This window comes from Paraburkholderia sp. BL6669N2, from assembly GCF_003387275.1.
GTDB lineage: Bacteria > Pseudomonadota > Gammaproteobacteria > Burkholderiales > Burkholderiaceae > Paraburkholderia.
Genome location: NZ_QUNA01000002.1, coordinates 4,605,324 through 4,631,776, shown reverse-complemented (window position 1 = coordinate 4,631,776; position 26,453 = coordinate 4,605,324). Strand labels below are relative to the sequence as shown.

Here is a 26,453-nt window from a genome sequence, read left to right as displayed (position 1 = left end):
CGCGCCTCGTATGGAGACACTTGCGCCCGCGATCCGCAAGGAATGGTTACATCATGAACTCGACGACCTCAAAAAGCGCAGCCGGCGCCACCCAGATGGCCCGCCCCGCAGTGACGACAAAATCGAAATCGGACGAATTCGTTCGCATTGAAAATGTCGTGAAGAAATTCGGCGACAGCACCGCTGTCGACAACGTCAACCTGAGCATCGCCAAGAACGAGTTGTTCGCGCTGCTCGGCAGCTCAGGCTGCGGCAAGTCCACGCTCCTGCGCATGCTCGCGGGGCTCGAGACGGTGACCTCCGGGCGTATTTTCGTCGACGGCGAAGATCTCGCCGCGATGCCGCCGTACAAGCGGCCGGTCAACATGATGTTCCAGTCGTATGCGTTGTTTCCGCACATGAGCGTGGAGGCGAACATCGCCTTCGGCCTGAAGCAGGAAGGCACGCCGAAGAACGAGATCAAGGAACGCGTCGCCGATGCGCTCCATCTCGTGCAGATGAGCAAATACGCACAGCGCAAGCCGCATCAACTGTCAGGCGGCCAGCAGCAGCGTGTGGCGCTCGCGCGTTCGCTCGTGAAGCGCCCCAAGCTGCTGCTGCTCGACGAGCCGATGTCGGCGCTCGATAAAAAGATCCGCCAGAAGACCCAGCTCGAACTCGTGAACATCATCGAGAAGGTCGATGTGACCTGCGTGATGGTCACACACGATCAGGAAGAAGCAATGACGATGGCCGGGCGCCTCGCCGTGATGAGCGAAGGCCGCATCGTGCAGATCGGTTCGCCGAGCCAGGTGTACGAGTTTCCGAATAGCCGCTTCTCCGCTGAATTCATCGGCTCGACCAATCTGTTCGAAGGCACGGTGGTCGCGGATGAGCCGGACCATATTTTCGTGGAAAGCGAAGACCTCGAATCACGCATTTACGTGAGCCACGGTATTACCGGACCGCTTGGTATGCCGGTAGGGATCTCGGTGCGTCCGGAGCGCATCAAGGTCTCGCTCGACAAACCGGGCACGCCGCACAACTGGGCGCGCGGCGTGGTCTCCGATGTGGCGTACATGGGCAGTTATTCGCTGTATCACGTGCGTCTGCCGAGCGGCAAGACCGTCGTGTCGAATCTCTCCAGCTCGCATCTGATGGCCGAAGGTGCGCCTTCCTATAACGACGACGTGTTCGTCTACTGGTCGCCGGCTAGCGGCGTGGTGCTGACGCAATGAGCAATCCCACTACCTCCTCCCCCGCGGCGCTCGGCGCGCCGTCCGGCAGCCGCCTGTTCGGCTCGCTGAAAAAACGCCTGTCGATGTTCGTGCCGTCGGGCCGCTCGACCGTGATCGGTGTGCCGTTCCTCTGGCTCACGGTGTTCTTCGCGTTGCCGTTCGTGCTGGTGCTGAAGATCAGTTTCGCGGATCTGCGTCTGGGCATTCCGCCGTACACGGATCTCGTCACGGTCAAGGACGGCATGGTGCATTTCGCCATGCAGCTCAGCCACTATGCGTTTCTGCTGCAGGACGATCTCTACGTCGCCACGTATATCAGCTCGCTGAAGATGGCCGCGGTGTCGACCTTCTTTTGCCTGCTGATCGGGTATCCGATTGCGTACTACATCGCCCGCTCGGAACCGACGAAACGCAACCTGTTGATGATGGGCGTGATGCTGCCGTTCTGGACGTCATTCCTGATCCGCGTCTACGCATGGATCGGCATTCTGAAAGACGACGGCCTGCTCAATCACACGCTAATGGCGATCGGCATGATTCATTCGCCGTTGCGCCTCTACCACACGGATATTGGCGTCTATATCGGCATGGTCTATTCCTACCTGCCCTTCATGGTGATGCCGTTGTATGCGCACCTCGTGAAGATGGATCTGACGCTGCTCGAAGCGGCCTACGACCTCGGCTGCAAACCGTGGACCGCTTTCACGCGCATCACGTTGCCGCTGTCGAAGAACGGCATCATCGCCGGCAGTCTGCTCGTGTTCATTCCGGCGGTCGGCGAATACGTGATTCCGGAACTGCTCGGCGGCGCCGACACGCTGATGATCGGCCGCGTGATGTGGGATGAATTCTTCAACGATATGGACTGGCCGATGGCATCCGCCGTCACCGTCGCAATGGTGCTACTGCTGCTCGTGCCGATGGCCGTGTTCCAGTACTACCAGGTCAAGGAACTGGAGGGCGCGAAATGATCAAGCCTAATAAGACGCTTTCCAACAGCGTGCTGACGTTCGGATTTCTGTTTCTCTACATTCCGATCATCAGCCTGATTGTGTACTCGTTCAACGAGTCGAAGCTCGTCACGGTGTGGTCCGGCTTTTCGCTCAAATGGTATGGCGCGCTGTTGCAGGACGGCGAGTTGCTGAATGCGGCGTGGCTCTCGCTGAAGATCGGCCTCCTGACCGCATGCGCTTCGGTCGTGATCGGCACGTGGGCCGGCTTCGTGCTCGCGCGCTTCGGGCGCTTTCGCGGCTTCACGCTGTTCGCCGGCATGATCAACGCGCCGCTCGTGATTCCTGAAGTGATTCAGGGCATCTCGCTGCTGCTGCTATTCGTCGCGCTCGAACAGATGCTCGGCTGGCCGAAGGGCCGCGGCCTCTTCACGATCTGGATCGGCCACGTGATGCTGTGCGTGTCGTACGTGGCGATCATCGTGCAATCGCGTGTCAAAGAGCTCAACAAGTCGCTCGAGGAAGCCGCGCTCGACCTCGGCGCCACGCCGTTCAAGGTGTTTTTCCTGATCACCCTGCCGCTGATCTCGCAGGCGCTGATGTCGGGCTGGCTGCTGTCGTTCACGCTGTCTTTCGACGACCTCGTACTCTCCGCATTCCTGTCCGGTCCCGGTTCGACCACGCTGCCGCTCGTGGTGTTCTCGCGGGTACGTCTCGGCCTGAATCCGGAAATGAACGCGCTCGCCACGATCTTCATCACCACGGTGACGATTGGCGTGATTGCCGTAAACCGCTGGATGCAATTGCGCGAACGCAAACGCAATCGCGACATGCAGATGGCTTTCGCCCTCGCCGAAGCCGCTGACCCCTTGCCCGCCGCACCACAACAAGCTGCCGTACGAAAGTCGCTCGATACGGCACGCGCATAAGAAGTCCATTCGCAATACGACCAATAAGGAGAATTTGAATGAGAAAGAAGCTCATCTGTCTGTTGGTGGCGGGGAGTCTGCCTGGCATGGCCATGGCGGATGCCACCAGCGACCAGATCAAGGCGCTCCAGGCCCAACTCAATGCACTGCAAAAGGAGGTCAAGCAGTTGCGGGCTGAAGTCGCCACCAAGCCGAAGGCAGCCACCGCGGCGACGGCCGCGACAGCGGCCCCTGCCCCGGCGATAGTGGCCGCGCCGGTGGATGTCTCGTCGCCTGATTACGGCAAGGCTCAGGCGACGCTGACCAACGACGACGTGACGGCGATGAAGCAACAGATCGCCAATCAGCAGTTGAAGGTCGATTCGCTCGAAGACGCGGCGCAGACCGGGCCGATCGCCGGTTTGTCGGTGACGGGTTATATCGACCCGACGTACCTGTACAACCGTGCACAGAGCAGCTCGTCGTTCCTGTTCGCGAACCACGAAAGCAGCTACAACTACTTCAACAGCACGTTCGGCGATCTGTACCTCGACATCAAGAAGACCTTCGGTGTCGGCCCGATGGCGCCGTCGGCGGAGATCACGTTGATGCCGAACCGCGGCAACGGCATTACGCTGCTGCAAAACTCGCACGGCGATATCGGCAACAACATCCTGAACACGGCCGTGGTGAATGTGCCGTTGACGGCGACCACGACACTCGTGGCCGGTTTGATTCCGAGCTTCGGCGGCTATGAAGTGCAGCAGTCGAATCAGATGCTCACGCTCACGCACAACCTGCTGTACGACTTCTCCGATCCGGGCAGCTATGTCGGGATCGGCGCGAACTACACGGCCGGCAACTGGGCGTGGAAGTTCTTCCTCGGCAACGAGCAGTACCGCACGTTCGGCGCAGTCACGCAGACGGGCACGAACGCGCTGGGCGATCCGATCACGACCAGCAACAAGATTCCGACGTTCACGGCTCGCACCGACTACACGTGGTCGAGCGCGCTGGATCTCGGCGCGTCGATCAACATCGGCCGTCAGACCTTGCCTAGCTCGATCGACGCGAACGGCACGGTCAGCTACGGCGTGGGCGGCCAGGCGCCGAGCTCGGGCGGCACGTTCTTCTTCACCGAAGCGGACCTGACCTACACGCTCGCCGACGTGCAGTACAACGCCGAGCTCGACTACGGCCAGCAGCAGAACGCCGCGTACAACGGCGGCCAGGCTCAGTGGTACGGCCTGTCGCTGCTCGCGCACCGCAAGTTCAATCTGCCGGTGGTAGGCCGCATGGGCGCGACGGTGCGTTACGACCTGCTGGTCGACAGCAAGAACGGTGGCGGCGGCGGTGGCATCGCGCTGAACGGCAACGGCATGGACACAGCGAACGGCTTCGGTATCGGCGCGGACTGTCTCGCCAATTCGCAGGCGAACGGCGGCCTGGGCTTCGAATGCAAGGGCGCGACCCGCCAGGATGTTTCGCTCGATCTGCTGTTCTATCCGACCCAGCAGATCACGGTCAAGGTGGAATACCGCCACGACTGGGCCAACAAGCAGGTGTTCCTGAAGAACGACGGTTCGTATGGCAAGTCCAACGACCTGCTCGCAACCCAGTTCATCTACTCGTTCTAATCTGTTCTGCCGGCGCGTGGCCTCGTTGTCGAAAAGGCCACGCGCACAGGCTCTTTCCGCATGCTCTGCCTATGCTCCGATTCTCGAACCAGCCTCACGTCGCCTCGTACTACGCCGCCACTGCCAACGACAGCACCCGCCATCCCGCGCTCGACGAAACCATCAGCGTCGACGTGTGCGTGATCGGCGCGGGACTGACCGGCATTTCCACGGCGCTCAATCTTGCCGAACGCGGCCATTCGGTCGCGGTGCTCGAAGCATCGAAAGTCGGCTGGGCGGCGAGCGGTCGCAACGGCGGCCAGTTGATCGGCGGCTTCGCGTGCGATATCGATACGTTCGCGAAGTACCTGCCCGCGGACGACGTGAAGTGTGTTTGGGACATGGGGATCGAAACCCTCGATATCGTCAAGGAACGCGTCGCGAAACATCGGATCGATTGCGATCTGACCATGGGCTACCTGACCGCGGCGAATAAGCCGCGCGATACCGACGCGCTGCAAAAATGGCGTGACGAAGCTCAACGGCGCTTCGGCTACGATCGCTTCAGCTACGTCGATGCCGACGGCGTCGGCAACTATGTTCAATCGCAGCGCTATCTGGGCGGCCTGTTCGACGCGGACAGCGGCCATCTGCATCCGTTGAATTACACGTTGGGGCTGGCACGTGCGGCGCGCGAAGCCGGCGTGCAAATTTTCGAGGACAATTGCGTCACGGCCTTACGTGAAGAAAACGGCCGACATGTGGCTGAAACGGCACGCGGACGAGTGCAGGCACGCTTCGTCGTGCTCGCCTGCAATACTTATCTTGGTCAGCTCGCCCCGGACGTCGCGAACAAGATCATGCCGGTCGGCACCTACGTGATCGCCACCGAACCGCTCGACCCCGATCGCGCCGAAGCGCTGATGCCCGCGAAAGCCGCCGTGTGCGACAGCCGCTTCGTACTGGATTACTTCCGTCCGGCGCCCGATCACCGCCTGCTGTGGGGCGGCAAAGTGAGTTACTCGAAGCTCGCGCCGCGCAACCTCGGCGAAGCGATGCGCCGCGACATGCTGAAGACTTTCCCGCAACTCGACGATGTCAAAATCGACTATGCGTGGGGCGGTTTCGTCGACATCACCATGAACCGGGCGCCGCATTTCGGCCGGCTCTCGCCGACCGTGTATTTCGCGCAAGGCTTCTCGGGGCACGGTGTGAATACCACCGGTCTCGCGGGCAAACTGATCGCCGAAGCGATCGACGGCCAGGCGTCGCGCTTCGATCTGTTCGGCAAGATTCGTCACCGCGACTTTCCCGGCGGCGCTACACTGCGCACCCCTGCCCTCGTACTCGCGATGGCCTGGTATCGAATGAAGGACCTGCTTTGATGAATGCTCCGACTCCCGGCTCCGACACACTTCACACGCTGAATACGCTCGACCGCCGCGCCGATGCGCTGATCGCCAACTCCTACTATGAAGCGAGCGCGACCCGCCCGCTCGTCGACGATCCCGCGCTTGACGGCACGCTCGAAGCCGACGTGTGCGTGATCGGCGCGGGCTTCTCCGGTTTGTCGGTGGCGCTGGAGTGCCGGGCGCGCGGCTTGTCGGTTGTCGTGCTCGATGCGCATCGTCCAGGTTGGGGCGCGTCGGGCCGCAACGGCGGGCAGACGCTGGTAGGTTTCGCGAAAGACGAGGTCATGGAACGCCAGCTCGGTCTCGACGGCGCGCGTGCGGCATGGGCGATGTCGGTGGAAGGCGTCTCGTTAGTGCGCGAGCGCATCGAACGTTACGGCATCGATTGCGATTTCACGTCCGGCTATCTGACCGTCGCCACCAAACCAAAACGCGTGCCCGATTTGCGTTCGTGGATGGAGTCGGCTTCGCAACGCTGGGGCTATTCGAAACTCTCGTGGCTCGATACTGACGCGGTCCGTTCGCGCGTCGCTTCGAAGCGCTATCTGGCCGGCGTCTACGATCCGGTTTCCGGCCATCTGCATCCGCTCAAGTACTGTCTCGGTCTTGCCGATGCGGCACGCCGCGAAGGTGCGCAGCTGTTCGCGCATTCGCCCGTGATCGAAGTCGTGCGAGGCGCGCGGCCTGTCGTGCGTACCGCTCGTGGCGAAGTGCGCTGCCGGTTCGTCGCGGCGTGCGGCAATGCCACGATCGGCGACGTGCTGCCCGCGCCGGTGGCCGCGCGTATCGCGCCGATCGCGTCGTATATCGTTGCTACTGAACCGCTAGGCAAGGAACGAGCCGATGCTTTGATCAAAGGGCGCGAGGCGATTTGCGACAACAACTTCTTCCTCGACTATTTCCGGTTGTCGGCGGACCATCGCGTGCTGTTCGGCGGGCGGGCGAGCTCGACCGGTGCATCACCGGCGCAGCTCGGCGAAGAGATTCGCCAGCGCATGATCGGTGTGTTCCCGCAACTCGGCGACGTGAAAATCGATTACGCGTGGGGCGGTTTTGTCGACGTGACGCGCAATCGCGCGCCCGATTTTGGATCGATCGATCCGAATTACTTTTACGTGCAGGGGTTTTCGGGGCACGGCGTCGCGTTGACCGGTATCGCCGGCCGCGTGGTGGCCCAGGCAATGGCCGGCGAGACGAAAGCTTTCGATCTGTTCGCGCAATTACGGCATGCCCGCTTTCCGGGTGGCCCTGCGTTGCGCGGCCCGGCGCTGGAACTGGGGATGATGTATCACCGGATTCTGGAGTTGTTCTAGGCACGGCCGGCACGCGGCGCAGCGCTCACGTTGCGCCGACAACCGCGACGACACTCGTCCTCCATATCGCGCCGACAGCGCTGCTATAACACCGGAATGAGGCACGGCGCAATCCGGTCTCCCCTTGCCGGCCACTTTACTATTGGTGACCCTCGACAGCATACTGTCATACTTATTCGTATGCCGCTTTTGAGGAGGCGCCGATGACCACTCAACTCACTCGCGAATTCGCGTCAAAATTCGCCAACCTGGCGCTTGCCCATCTCACGCGCGAATACCCGAACAAGCTGACGCATTCGCTCGCCGGGCCGCAAGACGTGCAAGGCCCGCGAGCGCTGCATCCGATTTTTTACGGCAGCTACGACTGGCATTCGTGCGTGCACGGCTACTGGTTGATTCTGCATCTACTCGATCGTTTTCCCGATCTGCCTGAAGCGGCGCGCATCGTCGCGGTGGTCGACGAGCATTTCACCGCGGCTAACGTGGCCGGTGAAGTGGCGTATCTCGAACTGCCGCACAACCGTGGTTTCGAGCGTCCGTATGGCTGGGCCTGGCTGCTCGCGTTGAGCGCACAACTCAGTTCGCTGAAGCTCTCGGAAGCCGTGCGCTGGTCGAAAATCTTTGCGCCGCTTACCAAACTGTTTGTCGAGCGCTTCGAGGACTTTCTGCCGAAAGCCACCTACCCGCTGCGCGTGGGCACGCACTTCAACATGGCCTTCGCGTTGGCGCTGACGCTGGATTTTGCGCGGCAAACATCGCGTGATTCTCTGGAAGCACTGGTCGTGAATACTGCGGAACGCTGGTTTGTGAACGACGTCGCGTGTCAGGCATGGGAGCCTGCCGGCGACGAATTCCTCTCGCCTTCGCTCATGGAAGCCGAGCTCATGCGCCGCATACTGCCGCCCGCGCAATTCGTCGACTGGTTCGGCCGCTTTCTGCCGGATCTCGGCTTGAAAAAGCCCGCTACGCTGTTCGAGCCCGTCACCGTGACGGATCGCACCGACGGCAAGATCGCGCACCTGGACGGTCTGAATCTTAGCCGCGCGTGGTGCCAACGTTCGCTCGCCCGCGCATTGCCCGCAGGCGATATTCGCCGGACGGTCCTGTTCGACGCGGCCGAGCGGCATCTGCAAACCGCACTGCCGCATGTGGCCGGCGACTATATGGGCGAGCACTGGCTAGGCACATTTGCCACGCTTGCATTGGAAGCTTGAATTAAGGCCTGATTCGAGACTTCGAATCGAACTCGACCGGCGGCATGGTCGACTGAAAAGCGAAAGCGGCGCCGCACGCGCGAAACGGTTTCTCACACCAACCGATTCACGCCGCGGGCGCCGCTTTTTCATGATCACGTCAAACCAGAACCGCCCATTGCGGCCCAGCCGGCGACGATGCGCCGGCCTCCCACATTTACTGCCCCGTCAGCTTTTTAGGCTTCGGCGGCGCCTGAACCTTGTTGTACTGGAACTCGGGCGTTGCCTTCAAGGCATCTTTGGTGGCGCCCGCCAGATAGAAATTCCCCTCGCGAATATCCAGCGCTGCGATAGGCACCGCCACGTCGTGCGATGCCACGCCCAGGAAACCGCCCGCGGAGACGATGGCTGCGGACAGCGAGCCGTCCGGCGCGATCACCAGATCGCGGACCGTGCCGATTTTCGCGTTCTGGTCGTTGTAGACCGATTTGCCGAGAATGCTCTTCTTCACACTCCAGCCGCTCAGCAGCGCATTCGACTGCTCGACCGTGACGCTCAGCGGTTGCGTGCCGGCGACTTGCGCCTGTGCACCAAGGCTGGTTGCAGCTACCGCGACGACAACAACAAGTTTGCCCAACGTCATATCGCTTACTCCCTTCTTAGTAGACTTGACCGGCGCATGGCCCGCGCCGAATGGAATCGCTGCACCACGATCATACAGACTGCGCGGCGCGGTTGCATCCAGCGTGCCGCAAGGTCGCACGCGCACACCTCGACGCGCCGACGCCGCCACGCTCGGGGATGACGTCACGGCCCGCAGCGCATGGCGGTAAAATCGCGCAAGGCGATCACGCCGGTTTTCGAGGTGGCAGTTTGACTAAGCTTGAACAGGGTTTCATCTTGACCCGGCATTGGCGAGACACGCCCGCCGGCACCGAAGTCGATTTCTGGCTGGCCACGGACAGTGGGCCCCGGCACGTGCGCTTACGCCCTCAACCGTCGGTGGCATTCATTCCCACCGAACATCGCGAGCGCGCCGAAACGATCCTGCGCCGCGAAGCGCCGCTCGATCTGCGTGCGCTCGATCTGTGCGACTTTCAGCATCGGACGGTCATGGGGCTTTACTGCCCGCAGTACCGGCAATTGACGGGCTTCGAGAAACGCCTGAAGCAAGGCGGCGTCGATGTCTACGAAGCCGATATCTTTCCGCCGGAGCGCTACATGATGGAGCGCTTCATCACGGCGCCCGTGTGGTTCAGCGGCGACGCGCAGGGCACCGGAAAGAGCGGCCCGCTCGTGAACAGCGAACTCAAGCCGGCCGCCGGCTATCGTCCGCCCTTGAAGCTCGTGTCGCTCGATATCGAAACCAGCGCTCACGCCGAGTTGTACTCGATCGCGCTGGAAGGATGCGGCCAGCGTCAGGTGTATATGCTGGGGCCGCCGAACGGCGACGCGGGCACGCTCGACTTCGAGCTCGAATACTGCGAAACCCGCGCGCAGTTGCTGGAGAAACTGAACGCGTGGCTCGAACGGTACGATCCCGATGCGATCATCGGCTGGAATCTGGTGCAGTTCGATCTGCGTGTGCTACAGCAGCATGCCGAACAATATCGCGTACCGCTGCGGCTCGGCCGTGGCGGTGCGGTGATGGAATGGCGCGAGCACGGGCTCAAGCAGAACCACTTCTTCGCCGGCGCCGCGGGACGGTTGATTATCGACGGCATCGAGGCGCTGCGCTCGGCGACCTGGAGTTTCCCTTCGTTCAGTCTCGAACATGTCTCGCGCACCGTGCTGGGCGAAGGCAAGGCGATCGACAATCCGTATCAGCGCATGGACGAAATCCAGCGCCGCTTCGACGAGGACAAGCCCGCGCTCGCGCGCTACAACCTCAAAGACTGCGAGCTGGTCACGCGCATCTTCGCTAAAACAGAGTTGCTGCCGTTTCTGCTGGAACGCGCGAGCGTGACCGGTTTGCCGGCGGATCGCAGCGGCGGATCGGTGGCGGCGTTCACGCATCTGTATATGCCGCGTATGCATCGGCAAGGCTATGTCGCGCCCAATCTCGGCGACGTGGCCGGCGCCGCGAGCCCCGGCGGCTTCGTGATGGATTCGCGCCCCGGTCTCTACGACTCCGTGCTGGTGCTCGATTACAAGAGTCTGTATCCGTCGATTATTCGCACGTTTCTGATCGACCCTGTCGGTCTTGTCGAAGGCATGTTGAATCCCGCCGACGATCAATCGGTTCCGGGCTTTCTCGGCGCGCGCTTTTCACGCACGCGCCATTGTTTGCCGTCGATCGTCGGGCAAGTGTGGCAAGGCCGCGAAACGGCCAAACGCGAGAACAACAAGCCGCTTTCGCAGGCATTGAAGATCATCATGAACGCCTTTTACGGCGTATTGGGATCGACCGGTTGCCGCTTCTTCGATCCGCGTCTCGCCTCGTCGATCACCATGCGCGGCCACGAAATCATGCATGCCACGCGCGAACTGATTCAAGCCGAAGGCTACGAAGTCATCTACGGCGATACGGATTCGACCTTCGTGTGGCTAAAACACGCGCATAGCGAGGCAGACGCGAGCCGCATCGGCCGCGCGCTGGTCGAGCATATCAACGCGTGGTGGCGGCAGAATCTGCAGGAAAGGTTCGGGCTCGACAGTGCGCTCGAACTGCAATTCGAACGGCACTATCGGCGCTTCTTCATGCCGACGATTCGCGGCGCCGAAGAAGGCAGCAAGAAACGCTACGCCGGCCTCACAGTGTTGCCGGACGGCAGCGAAGACATCGTCTATAAGGGACTCGAAACGGTACGCACCGACTGGACGCCGCTCGCGCAGCAGTTTCAGCAGGAACTGTATCGGCGCATCTTTACGCAGCAACCGTATCAGGACTACGTGCGCGACACGCTCGACGGCAAGCTCGACGATCAGCTCGTGTATCGCAAACGGCTGCGCCGGCCGCTCGAAGAATACGAGCGCAACGTGCCGCCGCATGTGCGCGCGGCGCGTGTGGCGGACGAGTTCAACCGGCGGCAAGGGCGCCCGCTGCAATACCAGAACGGCGGGTGGATCAGCTATGTGATGACGGTTGCCGGACCCGAGCCGCTGGAAACGCTGCGCTCGGCAATCGATTACGAACATTATCTGACGCGTCAATTGCAGCCCGTCGCCGACGCTATCCTGCCGCTCCTGCGCGACGATTTCACGACCTTGATGTCAGGGCAGAAGCAGCTGTTCTGACGCAGTGTTAGCATCGGGCGTATCGACGACGCACTGCAAAGGCCACGCATGAACGAGTCGCACCTGATTGCGGCAGACGCGCTGAAATCCGAACCGCAAACCACCGCGAACCGCGTGTTTTCCGACGGTGCGCTCAGTCTCGGACTCACACTCCCCATGCTGCGCGCCGGCACGATCGTGGCCGATTTCGACGAGCAGCTGGCGCTCGCGCGTCTCGCCGACGAGCGCGGCTTTCGCGCGCTCTGGATACGCGACGTCCCGCTGAACAGCGCGGACTACCCGGACCCTGTCGGCCACCTCGACCCGTGGGTATTCCTTGGTGCGCTCGCTGCGAATACGCGGCGTATCGCGCTTGTGAGCGGCGCCATCGTCCTCACGCTGCGTCATCCGCTGCATATTGCCAAGGCGGCGCTGTCCGTCGATACGCTCAGTCACGGACGCTTTATTCTGGGTCTGGGTTCAGGCGACCGTCCACCGGAATATGCCGCATTCGGGCGCGACGCCGACGAGCGGCGCGAACTGTATCGCAGTCACTGGGAGACGGTTGCCGCCGCGCTCGGCGCACCCTCGCGCGTGATCCCCGATCGCACGCCCGAAGGTGCGCCTACCTTTCAGCTGTTGCCCGAGCATTCGCGCGCAGTACCGCTGCTTGCCGTGGGTTCGGGCGGTCAGAGCGTCGACTGGATCGCGCGCCATTCGCTGGGATGGATGACCTATCATCGCGAGCCGGACGCGCAGCGCGCCCGCTACAGCATGTGGCGCGCCGCCGTCGAACGCGCGGCGCCCAAAGCGTTTCGTGCGTTCGGCGTCGCGATGCGGCTCGAACTCAGCAGCGATCCGCATGAGCCGGCGCAGGCCGTGACGCTCGGCTACCGGACCGGCCGGCTCGCGTTGATCGAGATACTCAAATCGCTGCGCGCGGACGGGACGCACCATGTGACGTTCAATCCGTCGTCGGAGCGTCCCGTCGCTGAGATCGTCAACGAACTCGCCGATGACGTGTTGCCGCAGTTTCATCAGGAGACGTAGAGGCGCGCTGCGCACCCGCTTCGACTCACGGCGTGGATGGCCGGTCCGTGTCGTACAAGCGGTCCGGGATAAACAGCGCGGTCACGCCACTCAGGAAGAACACCGCGCCGACCACGAGGAAACCCAGACCGATGGAAAACTGCGTGGCCAGGAAACCGATGACGATAGGCGCCGCGCCCGAGCAGAAGCGCCCCAGGTTATAGGAGCCGCCCACCGCAGTGCCGCGGATGGAAGTGGCAAAACTCTCGGACATGAACGTGCCGATTGTGCCCAGTGGTACGCCGTACAGGAACCCGAAGAAAAGCATGAGAACGGCAATGTTCTCCCGCGTGTGCCAGAAGATGATCACCGGCAGAAAAAGCGCGGCGCCCACGCAGCCGAGGACATACACACCACGCCGGCTCCAGCGGTCGCCTAGCCAGCCGGCGAAGATCTTGCCGATGAACGCGACGACGTAAGTCCCGATCATGTACCCGGCCAGTGAGCTGAACTTGATATGCAGCTCTTTTTCGAGGTACGTCGGCAGCCAGTTATTCAGGCCGTAGAACCCGGAAAGAATGAAAACCGAGGCCAGCGTCCACAAGATAAACAGAGTTCGCGTCTGTCGATTGCTGAAAATCACGTGGTAGCGGCTGTCGCGCCAGCGACGCTGGCTCGTGCGCTCGATGGCCTGGCTCGCCCTCCAGCTAGCCGGCTCGGGCACCGCGAACTTGATCGCCAACGCAAACACCACGGGTATGGCTGACACGTAGTACAGCGTGCGCCACCCGTAGTGCGGCAAAATCCAGCTGCTCAGCGCAATGACCACGATATAACCGGCCGAAATGCCGGTCTGCAAGGCTCCCAGAATCAGCGAGCGCCGTTCCGTGGGCACGTATTCGGCAACGAGCGTCGTGACCAGCACCATGGAGCCGATGCCCAACGAACCGATAAAGCGGACGACCGCGAACTCCACGAAGCTGTGCGTAAGTCCAAGCAGCCCCGCGCCGAGCGAAAAAAGCGCCAACGCCCAGACCACCACCCTCACCCGCCCGATGCGATCGCTCGCCCAGCCGCCGAGAATCCCGCCGACTGCCATGCCTAGCAACGTCAGGCTGCCCAACGCGCCGGCCTGGACATTGCTCAGTCCGAAGTCGTCCTTGATACGCGTCAGCGTGAGGCCGTACATCATGACGTCCGCGCCATCGGCCATGAGCGCGAGATAACCGAGGATGAAAACAAGCAGCCAGCGGCCTTGCGACACGGAAGTCTGGCTCGCCGGCGACGCTGTCGCAACACGTTGGGTAGTGGTCATGTCAGAGCGGAGTCAAACTGCCGGTGGATAGCGTATGGCGAGTAATAAGAGCGGGAGCCAGGAAGGAACCGATCAGTAATCCCAACTCTTCATGCCGCGTTGTGTACCACCTCTCCCGATGCGTCAGGTTCATCGTGCCGATGCACACGCCGTCGTACGCAATCGGGATGTTCAATATGGATCCCAGGCCCATCCCGGTCATCACAGTGTGATCGTCGAACGCTTCGCGAATGCCCTGTGCGGTTTCCGCGCGAAAGGGCTTGAGATCGAGCAGGATCTGTTTGGCCCACGGCGTGCCGTGCTTTTTCTTGCGCCCGCCAACCGGATAGACGTCGGGCATGTTCGTGTAGACGCGCTCCACCTCCTGGTTTTGCGCATCGTAGGACATGATCGTGAACAGGCTGAAGCCGATTGCGCTTGCCGCCACGTCGTGAACCGCACGGAAAATCGCCATCGGTTGACCCTTGATCCGCATGGCCCTCGCGAGTTGTTCGAGGTTCGACATGTCCAGCGCTTGCGGATCGGGCTGCGCAGTTTCGATCTGGATGCCTTGCATGGTCTGTATGGGAAAGTTGGCGGATGACGGCATTCAGCCGTGTAGTTCAGTGGAACTGAGCGGGCCCGGAACATCTTGCGTGCGACCGAATTCCTCGGCCTCGATGTCTTCGAGCGAACGATTGCGAGTCTCGATACCCAGGAAGAACACCACGCATGCGCCGATGAGCAGAACCGTCGTGGTCATCGCGAACACGCCCAGGAAGCCGAGCGTGGGATAGACGAGGCCGACCAGAATGGGCGCGCTCACCGAGCCGATGCGTCCAAACGATGATGACGAGCCGGTGCCGGTCGTGCGCACCGCGGTCGGGAATACTTCCGGGGTGTACGCATACACGCCTGCGAACGCACCGTTCATGAAGAACGACAGGCAGATGCCCGCGACCATGATCGCGATGCCGGTGTGAGAGAACGCGAGCGCGATGGCCGCTATGCCGCCCAGCAACATGTACGACGCGACCACCGCCTTGCGCCCGATCCGTTCATTGAGCCAGGCGGCCGAGAAATAGCCCGGAATCTGCGCCCCGTAGATCGCGATGGAATAGCCGAAGCTCTTCGTCATGGTGAGCCCCTCCTTGAGAAGCAGGCTCGGTATCCAGGAGAAGAACGAGTAGTACGCGAATGCAACCGAGAACCACATCAGCCAGCTGACCGCCGTGGTGCGCGCGAGTCGCGGCGACCACAACGTGAGCACGTTCTGCAACGCGCTGCCGCTTGCACGCGCCGACGCGGGAAGCACGCCAACGGAGCCGACCGGCGGCAGATGAATGCCTCTGCCGGCAAACCATGACTCGATCGTGTTCACGATCCGGTTCGCTTCGTCCGTTCGACCCTGGCTCTCGAGCCATCGCGGCGACTCAGGCAACGTTCTGCGCCACCAGAGCAGCATGACGACCGGCAACGACGTCACCACGGCCAGGTAGCGCCAGCCGTCGGCATAGTTTCGCACCACGACGAAGCCGAGTATGGACGAACTCAGATAGCCGAACGACATGAAGCCGACCAGCGCCCCGCAAAACATGCCTCTGTAGCGACGCGGAACGAATTCCGCGAGGAATGGCGCGATCACCACCGTCTCCGCGCCGGAACCAAATCCCGCGACGATGCGCAGCGCGAAGAACGTGTGCCAGTCCGTCGCGGCAGCACTCGCGAGCGACGCGACACAGTAGATGGCCAGCGCCGTCATCATGATGCGCCGACGGCCGATCAGATCGGCGAACACGCCTGACAGGAACGCTCCGAAGAAGTACCCGATATAGGTGCTGCTCGCGACGAGGCCGGTTTCGGCGCTGCTCAGGTGCCACAGTTTGCTCACGACAGGCAGCAGAAACGCGAGCGACGATGAATCGAGTCCATCGAACAGATACCCCAAGCCTCCGATGAGCAGGAGTTTGCGGTGAAAGCCCGACAACGGAAGTCTTTCAAGACGAGCGGCTACGGCGGACACGTTAACTTTCTCCCTGAAGGAATGGACACGATCTCCGCCATGCCGAGGTTATCGCCCGACCGCGTAGGCCTGCATCTGACGAGGCGTCGCTGCACCACGCATCAGACCGTTTCTGATTCCGACCGCGCAGACGCGCCCGAGCGACCAGGGTTCGGCCACTGTCAGGTCGTGGCCACGCGCGCGTAATTCGGCAAGGGTGCTTTCCGGAAAGCGGGATTCGGCGGACATCTTGCCGAGATGCATGGCGCGCGGATAAAACGAACCCGGAAAATGCGCGGTCTGGAACGACGGCGAATCCGCAGCTGCCTGAAAATTCATGCCGGCGTGCACGTGTTTGAGGAAGAGCTGGATCGACCATTGATCCTGCTGATCGCCGCCCGGCGTGCCGAACGCCGCATAGGGCTTGCCCGCGCGAGTGACCAGCGTCGGCGAAAGCGTGGTGCGCGGACGGCGCCGCGGCCCGAGCGACGACGGCAAGCCCTCCTCCATCCAGAACATCTGCGCGCGCGTGGTCACGTTGAAGCCGAGGCCGGGCACCGCCGGCGACGCCTGCAGCCAGCCGCCCGACGGCGTGGCCGACACCATGTTGCCCCAGCGGTCGACGACATCGAGATGAACCGTATCGCCTCGCAGTTCGGGCAACGGCGCGAAGGTCGGCTCACCCTGGCCGAAGCCGCCGAACTGTTCCTTGCCGGCCAGCGCCATGATGCGCGCGGCGCGCCGCTCGCTGTCGCCGAGCGTGCCCGGACGAAATTCGAGCGATGCCCGGCGCGGGTCGACCAGCCGACGACGTTCGTCGTTATAGGCGTCGCTCAGCAGCACGTCCATGGGCACGTGCGCAAACGCAGGGTCGCCGTAGAACACCTCGCGGTCGGCGAACGCGAGCTTCGAGCATTCGATGACCGTATGCACGAAATCCGGTCCCATCGGGTCCATGGCCGCGAGATCGAATCCCTTGAGCAGCGCGAGCTGCTGCAGGAACATCGGCCCCTGGCCCCATGGGCCGGTCTTGTGGACACGGAGCTCGCCATAGTCGTACGAAACGGGGTCTTCGTAGGACGGTTCCCAGCGCGCGAGGTCGCCGGCATCGAGCAGCCCGCGGTTGCGCTGACCCGACGTGTCGAGCACGGCCGTCGAACCAAAATACTGGTCGATGGCATCAGCCACGAAGCCGTGATAAAAAACCTCGCGGGCGCGCTCACACTGTTCGCTGCGGTCACGCCGGGTATTCGCTTCGCGCAGAATGCGCTTATACGTGTTCGCAATGGCCGGATTGGCGAATAGCTGATTCGGCATCGGCGCGTCGCCGTCGCGCAACCATTGCTCGGCCGAAGTCGTCCATTCTGTCCGGAAGAAATCCTTGATGGCGAGGATCGATGAGGTCATGCGCGGCAGCACCGGGTAGCCGTTTTCCGCGTAACCGATCGCGTAACTCAGCACATCCTCAAGCGGCAACTGGCCGTAATCGCGCAGCATGGCCATCCACCCGCCGAATGCGCCGGGCACGACGGCCGGCAGCAGTCCCGTACCCGGCACGACTTCCAGTCCTAACTTGCGCATGCGCTCGATGGTCATGCTCGCGGGCGTCACACCCTGCCCACACAGCACGCGCACGCGGTCTTCGCGCGCGCTGTAGAACACGACCGGCAATTCGCCGCCCGGACCGTTCAGATGCGGTTCGACGATCTGCAGAACAAAACCGGCGGCGGCGGCGGCATCGAACGCGTTACCGCCTTTCTCAAGCACGGCCATGGCCGACGCGCTGGCCAGCCAGTGCGTGGAAGCGGCCATGCCGAATGTGCCGATCAGTTCCGGGCGGGTGGTAAACGACATGCGCTGCTCCTTTGTGATCGCGGGCGACTGGCGGCTGAACCAATCCCTATAGGTACACGTTGAACAAGCGATAAAGATGCTGCTCGATCCAATCAATTTCACGTGATGCTAACCCGAAATCTACACGCAATATACCGAGTCAAAATATTTTCGGGAACCTGCGCACCACACTGCCTCCATTCTGCTATCTTTGGAACCAATAAACATTGGTTCACGCAAAAAATGGAACAGACAGCATTGGAAGCTTTGCTCGGCTACATCGCCGCCCATCAACTCAAGGACGGCGACGCGCTGCCGCCCGAAAGAAAGCTGGCCGAAGACCTTGGCGTCAGCCGAAGGGAACTGCGCTCGGTGCTGGCTTCACTGGAGGCATCGGGCCGGGTGTGGCGCGGTGTCGGGCGCGGCACCTATCTGGGCGCGCGACCGCTGAAGTTCGGCCCCACGCTGCGTGGACTGCGCGCGGGAACGAGTCCGGCGGATATCGCCGAAATGCGGCTGCTGTTCGAACCCGCACTCGCGGAACTCGCCGCCGCCAAAGCCAGTCGGGACGATCTGCTGGAACTGGAAAAGTGCGCGCGCAAAAACGCAGCCGCGAAGAACGACGAAGAGTGGCAGCAATGGGATCATCGCTTTCACTTGCTGATCGGCCAGGCCACCCGCAATCCCGCACTCATTGCGCTGATGGAAGTCATCAACAGCATGCGCGTCAAACCGGACGTACGCGAAAAGACGGTGGCCCAGGAAACCCGGCAGTATTTCGCCCAGCAACATCAGGCTGTCGTCAATGCGATGAAAGCGCGTGATGGCGAGACAGCGGCCCGTTGCATGCGCGAGCATCTGCTGAGCGTTCAAGGGCGCGCATCGGGTAAGGAATGACTCGCGGCGCAGGCGATGTTTGCGAGCAAAGTAGTCGAACGTAACGAACACACCGAGCCGCACGAAACGCTTGAGTCCATCCGCAATTTGACCTAGAAATGAGGATGCGCAAATTACCCGTTATTCGTATTGAGTTAAACGAGTCATTCTCCTGCCACTTGCCGACGGTACGCTGGATGCAATACAGCGTGCACGAGACCGGCTCGAAATAGCTTTTACCCATCACGCATTTCAGGAACAAAGTCAGCCGACGATTCATATCAATCATCGCTACGCTCAGGAGAGCATCAGTCATGGTCGCAAGAAAACGAATTCATGCTGCGCTCCTCGCCGCGATGATCGCCGCGATTGCACCGGCCAGTCAGGCGCAAAACACCACCGACTGGCTCGCGAACACGTATGGCACTCTCGCCGCCCACGTCGGTAACGCCGCGCGCTCCATGTGGGTTGCGCCCGAAGGCGTCCTCTATACGGCCTCCATGTGGGACGAGTACGAGGGCGGCGTCGCGATCTATCAGAACCACCGCAGCGCCGGCTCCATCGGCGCTCATGGCGAATTTCAGGGCAGCGCCATCACCGGTAATGCGAAGTCGATTTTCGTGGCGCTGCAGTACAGCGCGTCGTACGGAAGCGGCGCGGTGGGACGATACAGCCGCGCTACTGGCGCTCGCGATCTTTTCATCCAGGTCACTGCTTCGAAGAATCAAACGCGGGTCGACGTCATCACCGGACTTGCCACGGCGGGCTCGCTGCTTTATGCGAGCGACATCGACGGCAATCGCGTGCGTATCTACACCACCGACGGTGTCTGGCAGCGCGACATCAACGTCCCGGGCCCAGGCGCGCTCGCTGTGGATGGCGCGGGCAACGTCTGGATCGCACAGAAAAGTGCGGGCACGATCGTCGAGTTCAGTTCAGGCGGGGCACTGCTGAATACCATCCAGATGCCCGCCGGATCGCAGCCGTCGGCGCTCTATTTCGATGCGTCGTCGGGACAGCTCATGGTGGGCGACGAAGGGCCCGACATGAACATCAAGCGCTACACGCTCTCGGGTACGCCGACGCTGGCCGGAACGTTCGGCGTTCAGGGCGGGTATCTCGACACCACCACGGGGATCAAAGGCCAGGTCGGCGCGAAGCGCTTCACCCGCGTTGCCGGCATCGGCAAGGACACCGCGGGCAACCTCTATGTGCTCAACAACCCGTGGGGCGGCAGTTGGGACCTCGGCCGCAACGGCGGCACCGACATTCATGCGTATAGCAGCGCCGGCAATCTGCAGTGGACGCTGCGGTCCCTCAACCTCGAGGGCGACGCCGTACCGGACCCGCTCACGGACGGCACCATGTTCTATGGCGGCACCAACATCTACAGCGGTAGCGCCGGCGGCGCCTTCGTCGCGAACACCGTCGATCCGTTCGCCTATCCGTCGGACCCGCGCATCAACATCAACGATACTTCACGCGACGAGCACTTCGCTCACCTTGCCACCGTCGGCGCCAACCGGATCCTCGTGGCGTCCGGCCAGAATCCCGATGTCTACTACTTCTTCCACTTCAATGCCGCGAATGGCTATATCGCCATACCGGACGCCACGCTTCCGGGTGCGGCGTTCAAAACCACCGCACTGGTCAGGGACGGGTTCTGCATCGACAGCAAGGGCGGCGTGTGGGCCGGTCTGGACAAGACAGGCTATATCTATCACTACCCGCTGACCGGCTTCGACGCCAGCGGCAAACCATCGTGGGGACCCGGAATCCCCATCCGCATTCCCGCGAGCATCCAGCCGCTGACACGCATTCTCTACCTCGCGGACAGCGACACGATGATCCTCGGACAGGGTGTTGTCGGGAGTACGGACTGGACGGGGATCGGCACGCGGATCGAGGTGTATCACGGCTGGAGCGCGGGCAATACCACCACGCCCAATCCGGTGATCAACCTCGCCCACGCCGGCGCCAAGTCGATCGACGCGGCCGGCCGCTATCTTTTCGTCGGCTACTGGTTCGGCAGCGGGCCCGCTTTGCCGGACATCGACGCCTTCAATCTCGCCACAGGTAACCTCGACGCAACGCTCGTGAACACCAGCAGCCGTACCGTGGACGCCAGCAGCGCGATCGATGCGATGTACAGCGTCAAGGCCTACCTTCGATCGACCGGCGAGTACGTGGTCACGAAGAACAACGTCAAGGGCTCCAGCATCGCCGTTTATCGCTGGACGCCGTGATCGGGTGTAAGACGTCGCATTCCACCGCTTTGAAGTTGTCTACCGCGATATTTTTTCCAGCTCGATACCCTTCGTGCGCGGTCCCATCAACCCGATCGCCAGCATGACGATCAGCATCGCTCCAGCGATAAAGACGAAAACCCCGGTGGTACCGAACTGCTTCAACACAGCGGCAATCAGAAAGGCTGTGAAGATCGCCGAAAAACGGCTCCACGAATAGACGAATCCCACCGCGCGCGCCCGAATGCTGGTCGGAAAAAGCTCGGTCTGATACGCATGGTAGCTGTATGAAATGATGTTGCCCGCAAGCGTCAGACACACACCGAGACTGACCAGCAACACGGCGCCCGCAGCCTGGCTGAACAACAGGCCGCAGACGATGTTCACCCCCGCCATCACCACGATCACGGTCTTGCGCTCGAAGCGGTCGCCGATGAAAAGTCCGATGAGCGGACCGACGGGCGCCGCCAAAGCGATCACGCTCGAATACATCAGGCTCGTGGTGATCGTAATGCCCTGCTTGATCAGCAGCGTGGGCACCCAGTTCGCAAAGCCGTAGAAGCCCACGGTCTGGAAAATATTGAAGATCGTCATCATCAGCGTGCGGCTGCGATACGGCGGCACCCACATATCGCGGAAGCTGCCGCGTGGCGCTACCGGCACCGGCGGCGCGGGCGGCGGCAACTCGCGGCCGTATTCGCGGCGCACTTTCGCTTCGAGCGCCGTCATCACGCGGTCGGCTTCGGCAAGGCGTCCTTGCTGTGCGAGCCAGCGCGGGCTTTCCGGCAACGCGCGACGAATCCACCACACGAACAGCGCGCCATGCGCGCCGATCAGCACGACCCAGCGCCAGCCGTCCAGGCCGAGCAATGTGCGCGGCACCAGCAGATACGACAGGAACGCCACCACCGGCACGGCCGTAAAACCGACCGCCTGCTCGCACGCGAACGCCCGGCCGCGAATCTGCTTGGGCACCAGTTCGGAGATGTACGTGCCGATCGTCACCAGTTCGACGCCGATGCCGATCCCTGCCACGAAGCGCCAGAAATTCAATCCGGTAGCCGTTTCCTGGAATGCCATCACGATATTGGCCACCGTATACCAGAGCAGCGAATACGTGAACACGGCGCGGCGTCCGAAGCGATCCGCCAGAAAGCCGCACGCGATCGTGCCGATAAAGAGGCCGCTAAACAGCGCCGCTATGAAACTCGCGACACCGGTCGAACCGAACAGGCCGTGCGTGGTCGCGCTCAGCAGACCGCTTTTGACGAGGCCTGGCGCGACATACCCGGAATACAGCAGATCGTAGAGTTCGAAGAAGAAGCCGAGGCTCAGCAACACCACCAGCTTCCAGACGGAGCGCGTGGCGGGCAGCCGGTCGAGGCGCGCGGAAATGCTACCGGCGTCGAGCGGCGCGGCGGCGGCGGCGCGCTTGGCCGTGTTATCGGAATGCGCCGCGTCGCCGCTTTTCTTCGCGACGGAGCCGGCGTGATCGGGGGATGCCATGTTGTATGTCTCCTGGTGATACTCGCGAAACGATAGGGTTCGCTGGACCGGTCTCGCCGGCCTCTTGTACTTTCGCGCGTCACGCGTACCACGATGCCGGGCCCAAGGTCCGGCCAGCATTCTAGCCGCGTGCGCGCTTCAATTGTTCGAAGGTGGTGATTTTTCCGGCCAGCGCGCTCGCCGCCACCGTGTACGGACTCGCGAGCCACACATTGCCCGGCCCCGAACGGCCCGGGAAATTGCGGTTGATCGCGCTGATCGTCACTTCGTTCGCCTCGGCCGATTGGCCCGGCCCGCAATTCGCGCACGACCCGCAGGCCGGCATGACGAGCGTCACGCCCGCGCGCTCGAAGACCGGCAAATAGCCGCGCTCCTCACAATACGCGCGCACTGCCATGGTGCCGAACTGCAAGTAGAGACGCGTTCCCTCGGGCACGCCAAGACCGTGTTCGACGCCCCAATGCAGCACCTCGTGATAGAAATCGAAGTCTTCACGCTTGCCCGCCGTGCACGAGCCACCGTAAGAGATATCGATGGCGACGTCCTGTTCCAGTTGCGGCGCCGGCACGCCGTTGCCGGGGTCGCCGGGACGCGCGAGCATCGGTTCGATCGCGCCTGCGTCGATACGGATGGTGTCGCGATAGGTGGCGCCCGCATCGCTTTTCATCCAGTTTTCAAGGGTGAAATCGACACCGCGCCGCTCTTTGAGAAACACCACTGTACGTTCGTCCGGTTCGACGATGCCGGTGAAGCCGCCCAGTTCCGCGACCATGTTGGTCAAGGTCGCGCGCTCGTCGATCGACATCGCGCGCACGGCTGCACCGCCATATTCGAACACGAGGCCGATCGCGTCACCCGAGCGGATCGCATCCATTTGCAGCAGATGCAGCACCACGTCCTTTGCGGTCACTCCATCGCGCAAGTGACCGCTGATTTCAATGCGCAAAGTCTCCGGCACTTTGCAGCGCACATAGCCCGTCACCCAGCTATTGGCGATTTCCGTTGCGCCCGCACCGAACGCGAGGCAGCCGAGCGCACCCGAATGCGGCGTATGTGAATCGGTGCCGCACGCCACTTGCCCCGGCAACGCGTATTGCTCAGCCATCAACGCATGACAGATGCCTTCGGAGCCCGGCATGCTGTCGAGCGCACCGTGCGAGCGCACCGGATAGTCACGCGAAAAAGACGTATGCCCTTCCATCAGATTGGCGACGCCCGGCAGCAGACCGTCGCGCACGTGCGGAATGCTCTGCGATGCGAGCACCAGATGATCCTGGAACGCGATGATGTGATCCGGCGCATGCAGCGGCGCCGGCTTGCCGAACGCGCGATGCATCAGATGCGCGCACATGCCGGTGAAGTAATCGTGGCTGAAGCGCCAGTCCGCGGCGATGAACACGCCGTCGCCGCGCCGCGCGCCCACGCTGGCCGGGTGCAGATGGCGCTCGATGATCTTCTCGACCAGCGTCTTCGGCTCCTCGGCCTGCGCCGCGTCAGCGTCAGCGCTATCGCTTGTGCGCGGCGCGGGCCAGTCGGCGAACTTGCTATATGCGAGCAGGCCGCCGCTGCGAATGATCTGCTGCGTGAGCGCGTCGCGTCCCTTGAGGAATTCGTCGATCGGCACCGCTTCACCCGCGCTCAAACGATCGAGCACGGAAAAGTCCGTGGTGGTGAGAATGCCGATGTTGTCGCAGTTCTGCTGATAGATCCGCTCGAAGCTTTCCGCGACGATCAACCGGATCCCGGCCGAGAGTTCCGCCAACGGACTCGATTCGCGCGACGATCCCTTGCCGTAGCGCTTGCCCGCCACCGTCACCTGGAAGCCGCCGTGCTTCACCGCATCGCGGCCGATCGGCATGCATTCGCCGGCCTTGAAGCCGACGTACGGATACTGGCCGAGGCGCTCGTCGTAGGTGAGCATGACGGTGACCGGCGTGATCTCGTCGGTGGAGACGTTGTCGCGCAGCGGACCGGCCGTGGCGCGCGTGAAGTTCTCGCCGGCGAGTTGCGCCTCGATCACCGCGGGGTCCTGGGACAGGTACAGCACGCGGCCGTCCAGACGAATCGTGTCGCTCATGGGCATTCTCCTTGCACCCACTATACGGTGCGCATCGGCAATGCCGAAGTGCCGGTGCGGCAACGCAGACCTCTCGTTTGGCGATGATGGGCGCGATCGTACTCGACACGGTTGTCCGGGCATCGGCGCGTCGCCGCCGGATAAGACTTCCGGCCGCCGACGCAGACACGCCTCTGCCGATTCGCCCGCCGTGGCGCGCGTCAACCGCCCTTGCCGAGAAACCCGACCAGCGCCGCTGCGCTCGCGCTCAACTGATCGCGTGACTTGAAGATCATGATGAGGCGGCGCACCGCCCAGGCATCGCTCAAAGACAGTAGGCTCACGTCGAGTGCATTCAGATAGAGCAGCCCGACCTGTTCAGGCACGACCGCGATGCCGAGCCCGGCATGCACCATCCGGCAAAGCGCGTCGAGACTGCTGACGCGAATCTTCACATCGAGTTGCCGCCCCGCGCCGGCTGCCTGCTGCGTGAGCAGTTGCGTCAGCGCGCTCTCGCTGCGCAGCCCGACGAAGCTGTCATCGAGCAGGTCGTCGAAGCTCACCCGCAACGCACCGGCGAGCCGATGGCCGCCCGGCACCAGCACCGCCAGCCGATCCTGCCGGTACGGCACCTGCTCGAACGCCTCGCTGCCCGCCACCGAATTGCAGATGCCGAAGTCCGCCGCGTGCTCACCGACAATCCGCAGCACGTCGGCGCTATTTTCCTCCTCCAGTTCGATCGACACCTCCGGAAACGCGCGCCCGAACGCGGCCACATCTTCCGGCAAAAACTGCACGATGGAGGACAGGTTCGCCACCACCCGCACGCGCCCTTTCGCACCTGACGAGAAACGCGACAGCTCCGCGCTCATCTGCTCGATATTGCCGATGATCGCCAGCGCGTAGCGCAGCACGGTCTCGCCGACCGGCGTCACGGTGATGCCGCGCGACTGCCGCTGGATCACCGGCAAGCCGATCACCGCCTCGATCTCGGCGATGCGCCGGCTCACCGCGGACGATGCGATGAACTCGCGCTCCGCCGCGCGCGCGATATTGCGCTCCTGGCAGACGGCAACGAACAGGCGCAGCGAGGTGAGGTCGAGTTTCTTGAGAAGGTTTTCCATTGTTGATGCTTCATACACGGTGAGGCTGAAGAACCCGACAGCAAACCCGGCATCGGCATGAAGGGACTCTGGCAAAAAAGATGGGCCAGTGTAACGCCCTTCTGAAACCAGAATGCCTGCCATTCCCGTAAGCGGCTTTCGATTCGCTTGATTGCTGCCTACGCTACGAAAACGCCGCGCCGGAGACGATCTCCAAGGTGTCGTTCCTCAGCGATCAGGTGACGCCCGAGTACTACAACGCGGAAGGTCCCGGCACGTTCACGCGCTGATGCCGCCGCGTTCATCGCAGGATATCGGTCGCCTTGTGCCGCTCGTCCACGCCGTCGATCAGGATCACCGGCCCGCGCGCGTGCCGCGTGCGCAGCGGCAGGATGCGCCGATACGCGTCCGACGTGTACCAGGCGCGCGCGGCAGCGAGATCGGGGAACGCGATCGCGATCAGATCGCCGTGCCATTCGCCTTCGAGTATCTCGGGGCGTGCGCCATGCACGATGAAATGGCCGCCGAACGGCGCGAGCGTGGCGTCGATGCAATTGAGGTATTCGACGATCTCGTCGCCCAGTTCGACGTCGTGCAGATGGGCAATCGCGTAGGCGGTCATGGCGTGGCTCCTGGTCATGAGTGGATGCGGATCGAAAACTTGCATGCCGCTCATGGTCGAC

The 26,453-nt window shown here is 62.5% G+C and carries 20 protein-coding genes; 11 read left to right on the top strand and 9 right to left on the bottom strand.

Translation table 11 applies throughout. The features are described 5' to 3' along the window. The first annotated feature begins 53 nt into the window (after positions 1–53). From B0G80_RS43365 to B0G80_RS43335, 7 genes are all read left to right on the top strand, one after another. Positions 54–1,217 (top strand): ABC transporter ATP-binding protein, encoded by a 1,164-nt coding sequence (locus B0G80_RS43365; protein WP_116123600.1) that lies wholly within the window; start codon positions 54–56, stop codon positions 1,215–1,217. Beyond that, positions 1,214–2,188 (top strand): ABC transporter permease subunit, encoded by a 975-nt coding sequence (locus tag B0G80_RS43360; RefSeq protein ID WP_116123599.1) that lies wholly within the window; start codon positions 1,214–1,216, stop codon positions 2,186–2,188. Before B0G80_RS43365 ends, B0G80_RS43360 begins: the two co-directional genes overlap by 4 nt. Beyond that, positions 2,185–3,096 carry an ABC transporter permease subunit gene (locus tag B0G80_RS43355; RefSeq protein WP_106277415.1) on the top strand — a complete coding sequence of 304 codons (912 nt, stop codon included), beginning with the start codon at positions 2,185–2,187 and terminating at the stop codon, positions 3,094–3,096. The genes B0G80_RS43360 and B0G80_RS43355 overlap by 4 nt, the downstream gene beginning before the upstream one ends. Positions 3,097–3,134: 38 nt before the next feature. Next, positions 3,135–4,712 (top strand): DUF3138 family protein, encoded by a 1,578-nt coding sequence (locus B0G80_RS43350; RefSeq protein ID WP_116123598.1) that lies wholly within the window; start codon positions 3,135–3,137, stop codon positions 4,710–4,712. Positions 4,713–4,783: 71 nt separating this feature from the next. Then, on the top strand, positions 4,784–6,076 hold the full coding sequence (locus B0G80_RS43345; protein ID WP_116123597.1) for an FAD-binding oxidoreductase: 1,293 nt from the start codon (positions 4,784–4,786) through the stop codon (positions 6,074–6,076). Then, positions 6,076–7,416 (top strand): FAD-binding oxidoreductase, encoded by a 1,341-nt coding sequence (locus B0G80_RS43340; protein ID WP_116123596.1) that lies wholly within the window; start codon positions 6,076–6,078, stop codon positions 7,414–7,416. The genes B0G80_RS43345 and B0G80_RS43340 overlap by 1 nt, the downstream gene beginning before the upstream one ends. 203 nt (positions 7,417–7,619) lie before the next feature. Next, on the top strand, positions 7,620–8,630 hold the full coding sequence (locus tag B0G80_RS43335) for a DUF2891 domain-containing protein (protein ID WP_116123595.1): 1,011 nt from the start codon (positions 7,620–7,622) through the stop codon (positions 8,628–8,630). A gap of 196 nt (positions 8,631–8,826) precedes the next feature. Here B0G80_RS43335 and B0G80_RS43330 read toward each other — a convergent pair whose 3' ends face one another. After that, on the bottom strand, positions 8,827–9,252 hold the full coding sequence (locus B0G80_RS43330; RefSeq protein ID WP_012426540.1) for a PRC-barrel domain-containing protein: 426 nt from the start codon (positions 9,250–9,252) through the stop codon (positions 8,827–8,829). A 230-nt stretch (positions 9,253–9,482) separates the two neighbouring features. On the opposite strand from B0G80_RS43330, the gene B0G80_RS43325 reads away from it, so the two are divergent. After that, entirely contained in the window at positions 9,483–11,846 is a 2,364-nt protein-coding gene (locus tag B0G80_RS43325) for a DNA polymerase II (protein ID WP_116123967.1), read from the top strand. A 48-nt stretch (positions 11,847–11,894) separates the two neighbouring features. Then, positions 11,895–12,875, top strand: coding sequence for an LLM class oxidoreductase (locus B0G80_RS43320; RefSeq protein ID WP_116123594.1), 981 nt, complete (start codon positions 11,895–11,897; stop codon positions 12,873–12,875). Positions 12,876–12,900: 25 nt separating this feature from the next. On the opposite strand, the gene B0G80_RS43315 is transcribed toward B0G80_RS43320, so the two are convergent. From B0G80_RS43315 to B0G80_RS43300, 4 genes are read right to left on the bottom strand one after another with little or no spacing between them, the layout of a single operon-like run. Further along, entirely contained in the window at positions 12,901–14,169 is a 1,269-nt protein-coding gene (locus B0G80_RS43315) for an MFS transporter (protein WP_116123593.1), read from the bottom strand. Between the two features lies 1 nt (position 14,170). Next, positions 14,171–14,725, bottom strand: coding sequence for a GAF domain-containing protein (locus tag B0G80_RS43310; protein WP_181920226.1), 555 nt, complete (start codon positions 14,723–14,725; stop codon positions 14,171–14,173). A 33-nt stretch (positions 14,726–14,758) separates the two neighbouring features. Beyond that, the gene (locus tag B0G80_RS43305; protein ID WP_116123592.1) at positions 14,759–16,171 is read right to left on the bottom strand and encodes an MFS transporter; all 1,413 of its coding nucleotides are present in this window, start codon (positions 16,169–16,171) and stop codon (positions 14,759–14,761) included. A gap of 48 nt (positions 16,172–16,219) precedes the next feature. Beyond that, positions 16,220–18,004 (bottom strand): gamma-glutamyltransferase family protein, encoded by a 1,785-nt coding sequence (locus B0G80_RS43300; protein WP_116123591.1) that lies wholly within the window; start codon positions 18,002–18,004, stop codon positions 16,220–16,222. A 222-nt stretch (positions 18,005–18,226) separates the two neighbouring features. Here B0G80_RS43300 and B0G80_RS43295 point away from each other — a divergent pair, with 222 nt between their 5' ends. Both B0G80_RS43295 and B0G80_RS43290 read left to right on the top strand, forming a co-directional pair. Continuing rightward, entirely contained in the window at positions 18,227–18,880 is a 654-nt protein-coding gene (locus B0G80_RS43295; RefSeq protein WP_116123590.1) for a FadR/GntR family transcriptional regulator, read from the top strand. 293 nt (positions 18,881–19,173) lie between these two features. Next, positions 19,174–21,105: an SMP-30/gluconolactonase/LRE family protein gene (locus tag B0G80_RS43290; RefSeq protein WP_116123589.1), complete on the top strand. Its 1,932-nt coding sequence runs from the start codon at positions 19,174–19,176 to the stop codon at positions 21,103–21,105. Positions 21,106–21,144: 39 nt separating this feature from the next. Here the strand turns inward: B0G80_RS43290 and B0G80_RS43285 are convergent, their stop codons facing one another. The 4 genes from B0G80_RS43285 to B0G80_RS43270 form a co-directional block, all read right to left on the bottom strand. Continuing rightward, complete coding sequence (locus tag B0G80_RS43285) at positions 21,145–22,611, bottom strand: MFS transporter (protein ID WP_116123588.1); 1,467 nt, start codon at positions 22,609–22,611, stop codon at positions 21,145–21,147. Between the two features lie 121 nt (positions 22,612–22,732). Beyond that, positions 22,733–24,688 carry an aconitase family protein gene (locus B0G80_RS43280; RefSeq protein ID WP_116123587.1) on the bottom strand — a complete coding sequence of 652 codons (1,956 nt, stop codon included), beginning with the start codon at positions 24,686–24,688 and terminating at the stop codon, positions 22,733–22,735. A gap of 200 nt (positions 24,689–24,888) precedes the next feature. Continuing rightward, a complete protein-coding gene (locus tag B0G80_RS43275) occupies positions 24,889–25,791 on the bottom strand; it encodes a LysR family transcriptional regulator (RefSeq protein ID WP_116123586.1) in 903 nt (300 codons plus the stop codon). A gap of 280 nt (positions 25,792–26,071) precedes the next feature. Then, a complete protein-coding gene (locus B0G80_RS43270; RefSeq protein WP_116123965.1) occupies positions 26,072–26,392 on the bottom strand; it encodes a DUF1330 domain-containing protein in 321 nt (106 codons plus the stop codon). Positions 26,393–26,453: the final 61 nt, after the last annotated feature.

Coding starts and splice junctions, on each gene's coding strand:
- B0G80_RS43365 (WP_116123600.1), top strand. CDS start 54: ATGAACTCGACGACCTCAAAAAGCGCAGCCGGCGCCACCCAGATGGCC.
- B0G80_RS43360 (WP_116123599.1), top strand. CDS start 1,214: ATGAGCAATCCCACTACCTCCTCCCCCGCGGCGCTCGGCGCGCCGTCC.
- B0G80_RS43355 (WP_106277415.1), top strand. CDS start 2,185: ATGATCAAGCCTAATAAGACGCTTTCCAACAGCGTGCTGACGTTCGGA.
- B0G80_RS43350 (WP_116123598.1), top strand. CDS start 3,135: ATGAGAAAGAAGCTCATCTGTCTGTTGGTGGCGGGGAGTCTGCCTGGC.
- B0G80_RS43345 (WP_116123597.1), top strand. CDS start 4,784: ATGCTCCGATTCTCGAACCAGCCTCACGTCGCCTCGTACTACGCCGCC.
- B0G80_RS43340 (WP_116123596.1), top strand. CDS start 6,076: ATGAATGCTCCGACTCCCGGCTCCGACACACTTCACACGCTGAATACG.
- B0G80_RS43335 (WP_116123595.1), top strand. CDS start 7,620: ATGACCACTCAACTCACTCGCGAATTCGCGTCAAAATTCGCCAACCTG.
- B0G80_RS43330 (WP_012426540.1), bottom strand. CDS start 9,252: ATGACGTTGGGCAAACTTGTTGTTGTCGTCGCGGTAGCTGCAACCAGC.
- B0G80_RS43320 (WP_116123594.1), top strand. CDS start 11,895: ATGAACGAGTCGCACCTGATTGCGGCAGACGCGCTGAAATCCGAACCG.
- B0G80_RS43315 (WP_116123593.1), bottom strand. CDS start 14,169: ATGACCACTACCCAACGTGTTGCGACAGCGTCGCCGGCGAGCCAGACT.
- B0G80_RS43310 (WP_181920226.1), bottom strand. CDS start 14,725: ATGCAAGGCATCCAGATCGAAACTGCGCAGCCCGATCCGCAAGCGCTG.
- B0G80_RS43300 (WP_116123591.1), bottom strand. CDS start 18,004: ATGTCGTTTACCACCCGCCCGGAACTGATCGGCACATTCGGCATGGCC.
- B0G80_RS43295 (WP_116123590.1), top strand. CDS start 18,227: ATGGAACAGACAGCATTGGAAGCTTTGCTCGGCTACATCGCCGCCCAT.
- B0G80_RS43290 (WP_116123589.1), top strand. CDS start 19,174: ATGGTCGCAAGAAAACGAATTCATGCTGCGCTCCTCGCCGCGATGATC.
- B0G80_RS43285 (WP_116123588.1), bottom strand. CDS start 22,611: ATGGCATCCCCCGATCACGCCGGCTCCGTCGCGAAGAAAAGCGGCGAC.
- B0G80_RS43280 (WP_116123587.1), bottom strand. CDS start 24,688: ATGAGCGACACGATTCGTCTGGACGGCCGCGTGCTGTACCTGTCCCAG.
- B0G80_RS43275 (WP_116123586.1), bottom strand. CDS start 25,791: ATGGAAAACCTTCTCAAGAAACTCGACCTCACCTCGCTGCGCCTGTTC.
- B0G80_RS43270 (WP_116123965.1), bottom strand. CDS start 26,392: ATGACCGCCTACGCGATTGCCCATCTGCACGACGTCGAACTGGGCGAC.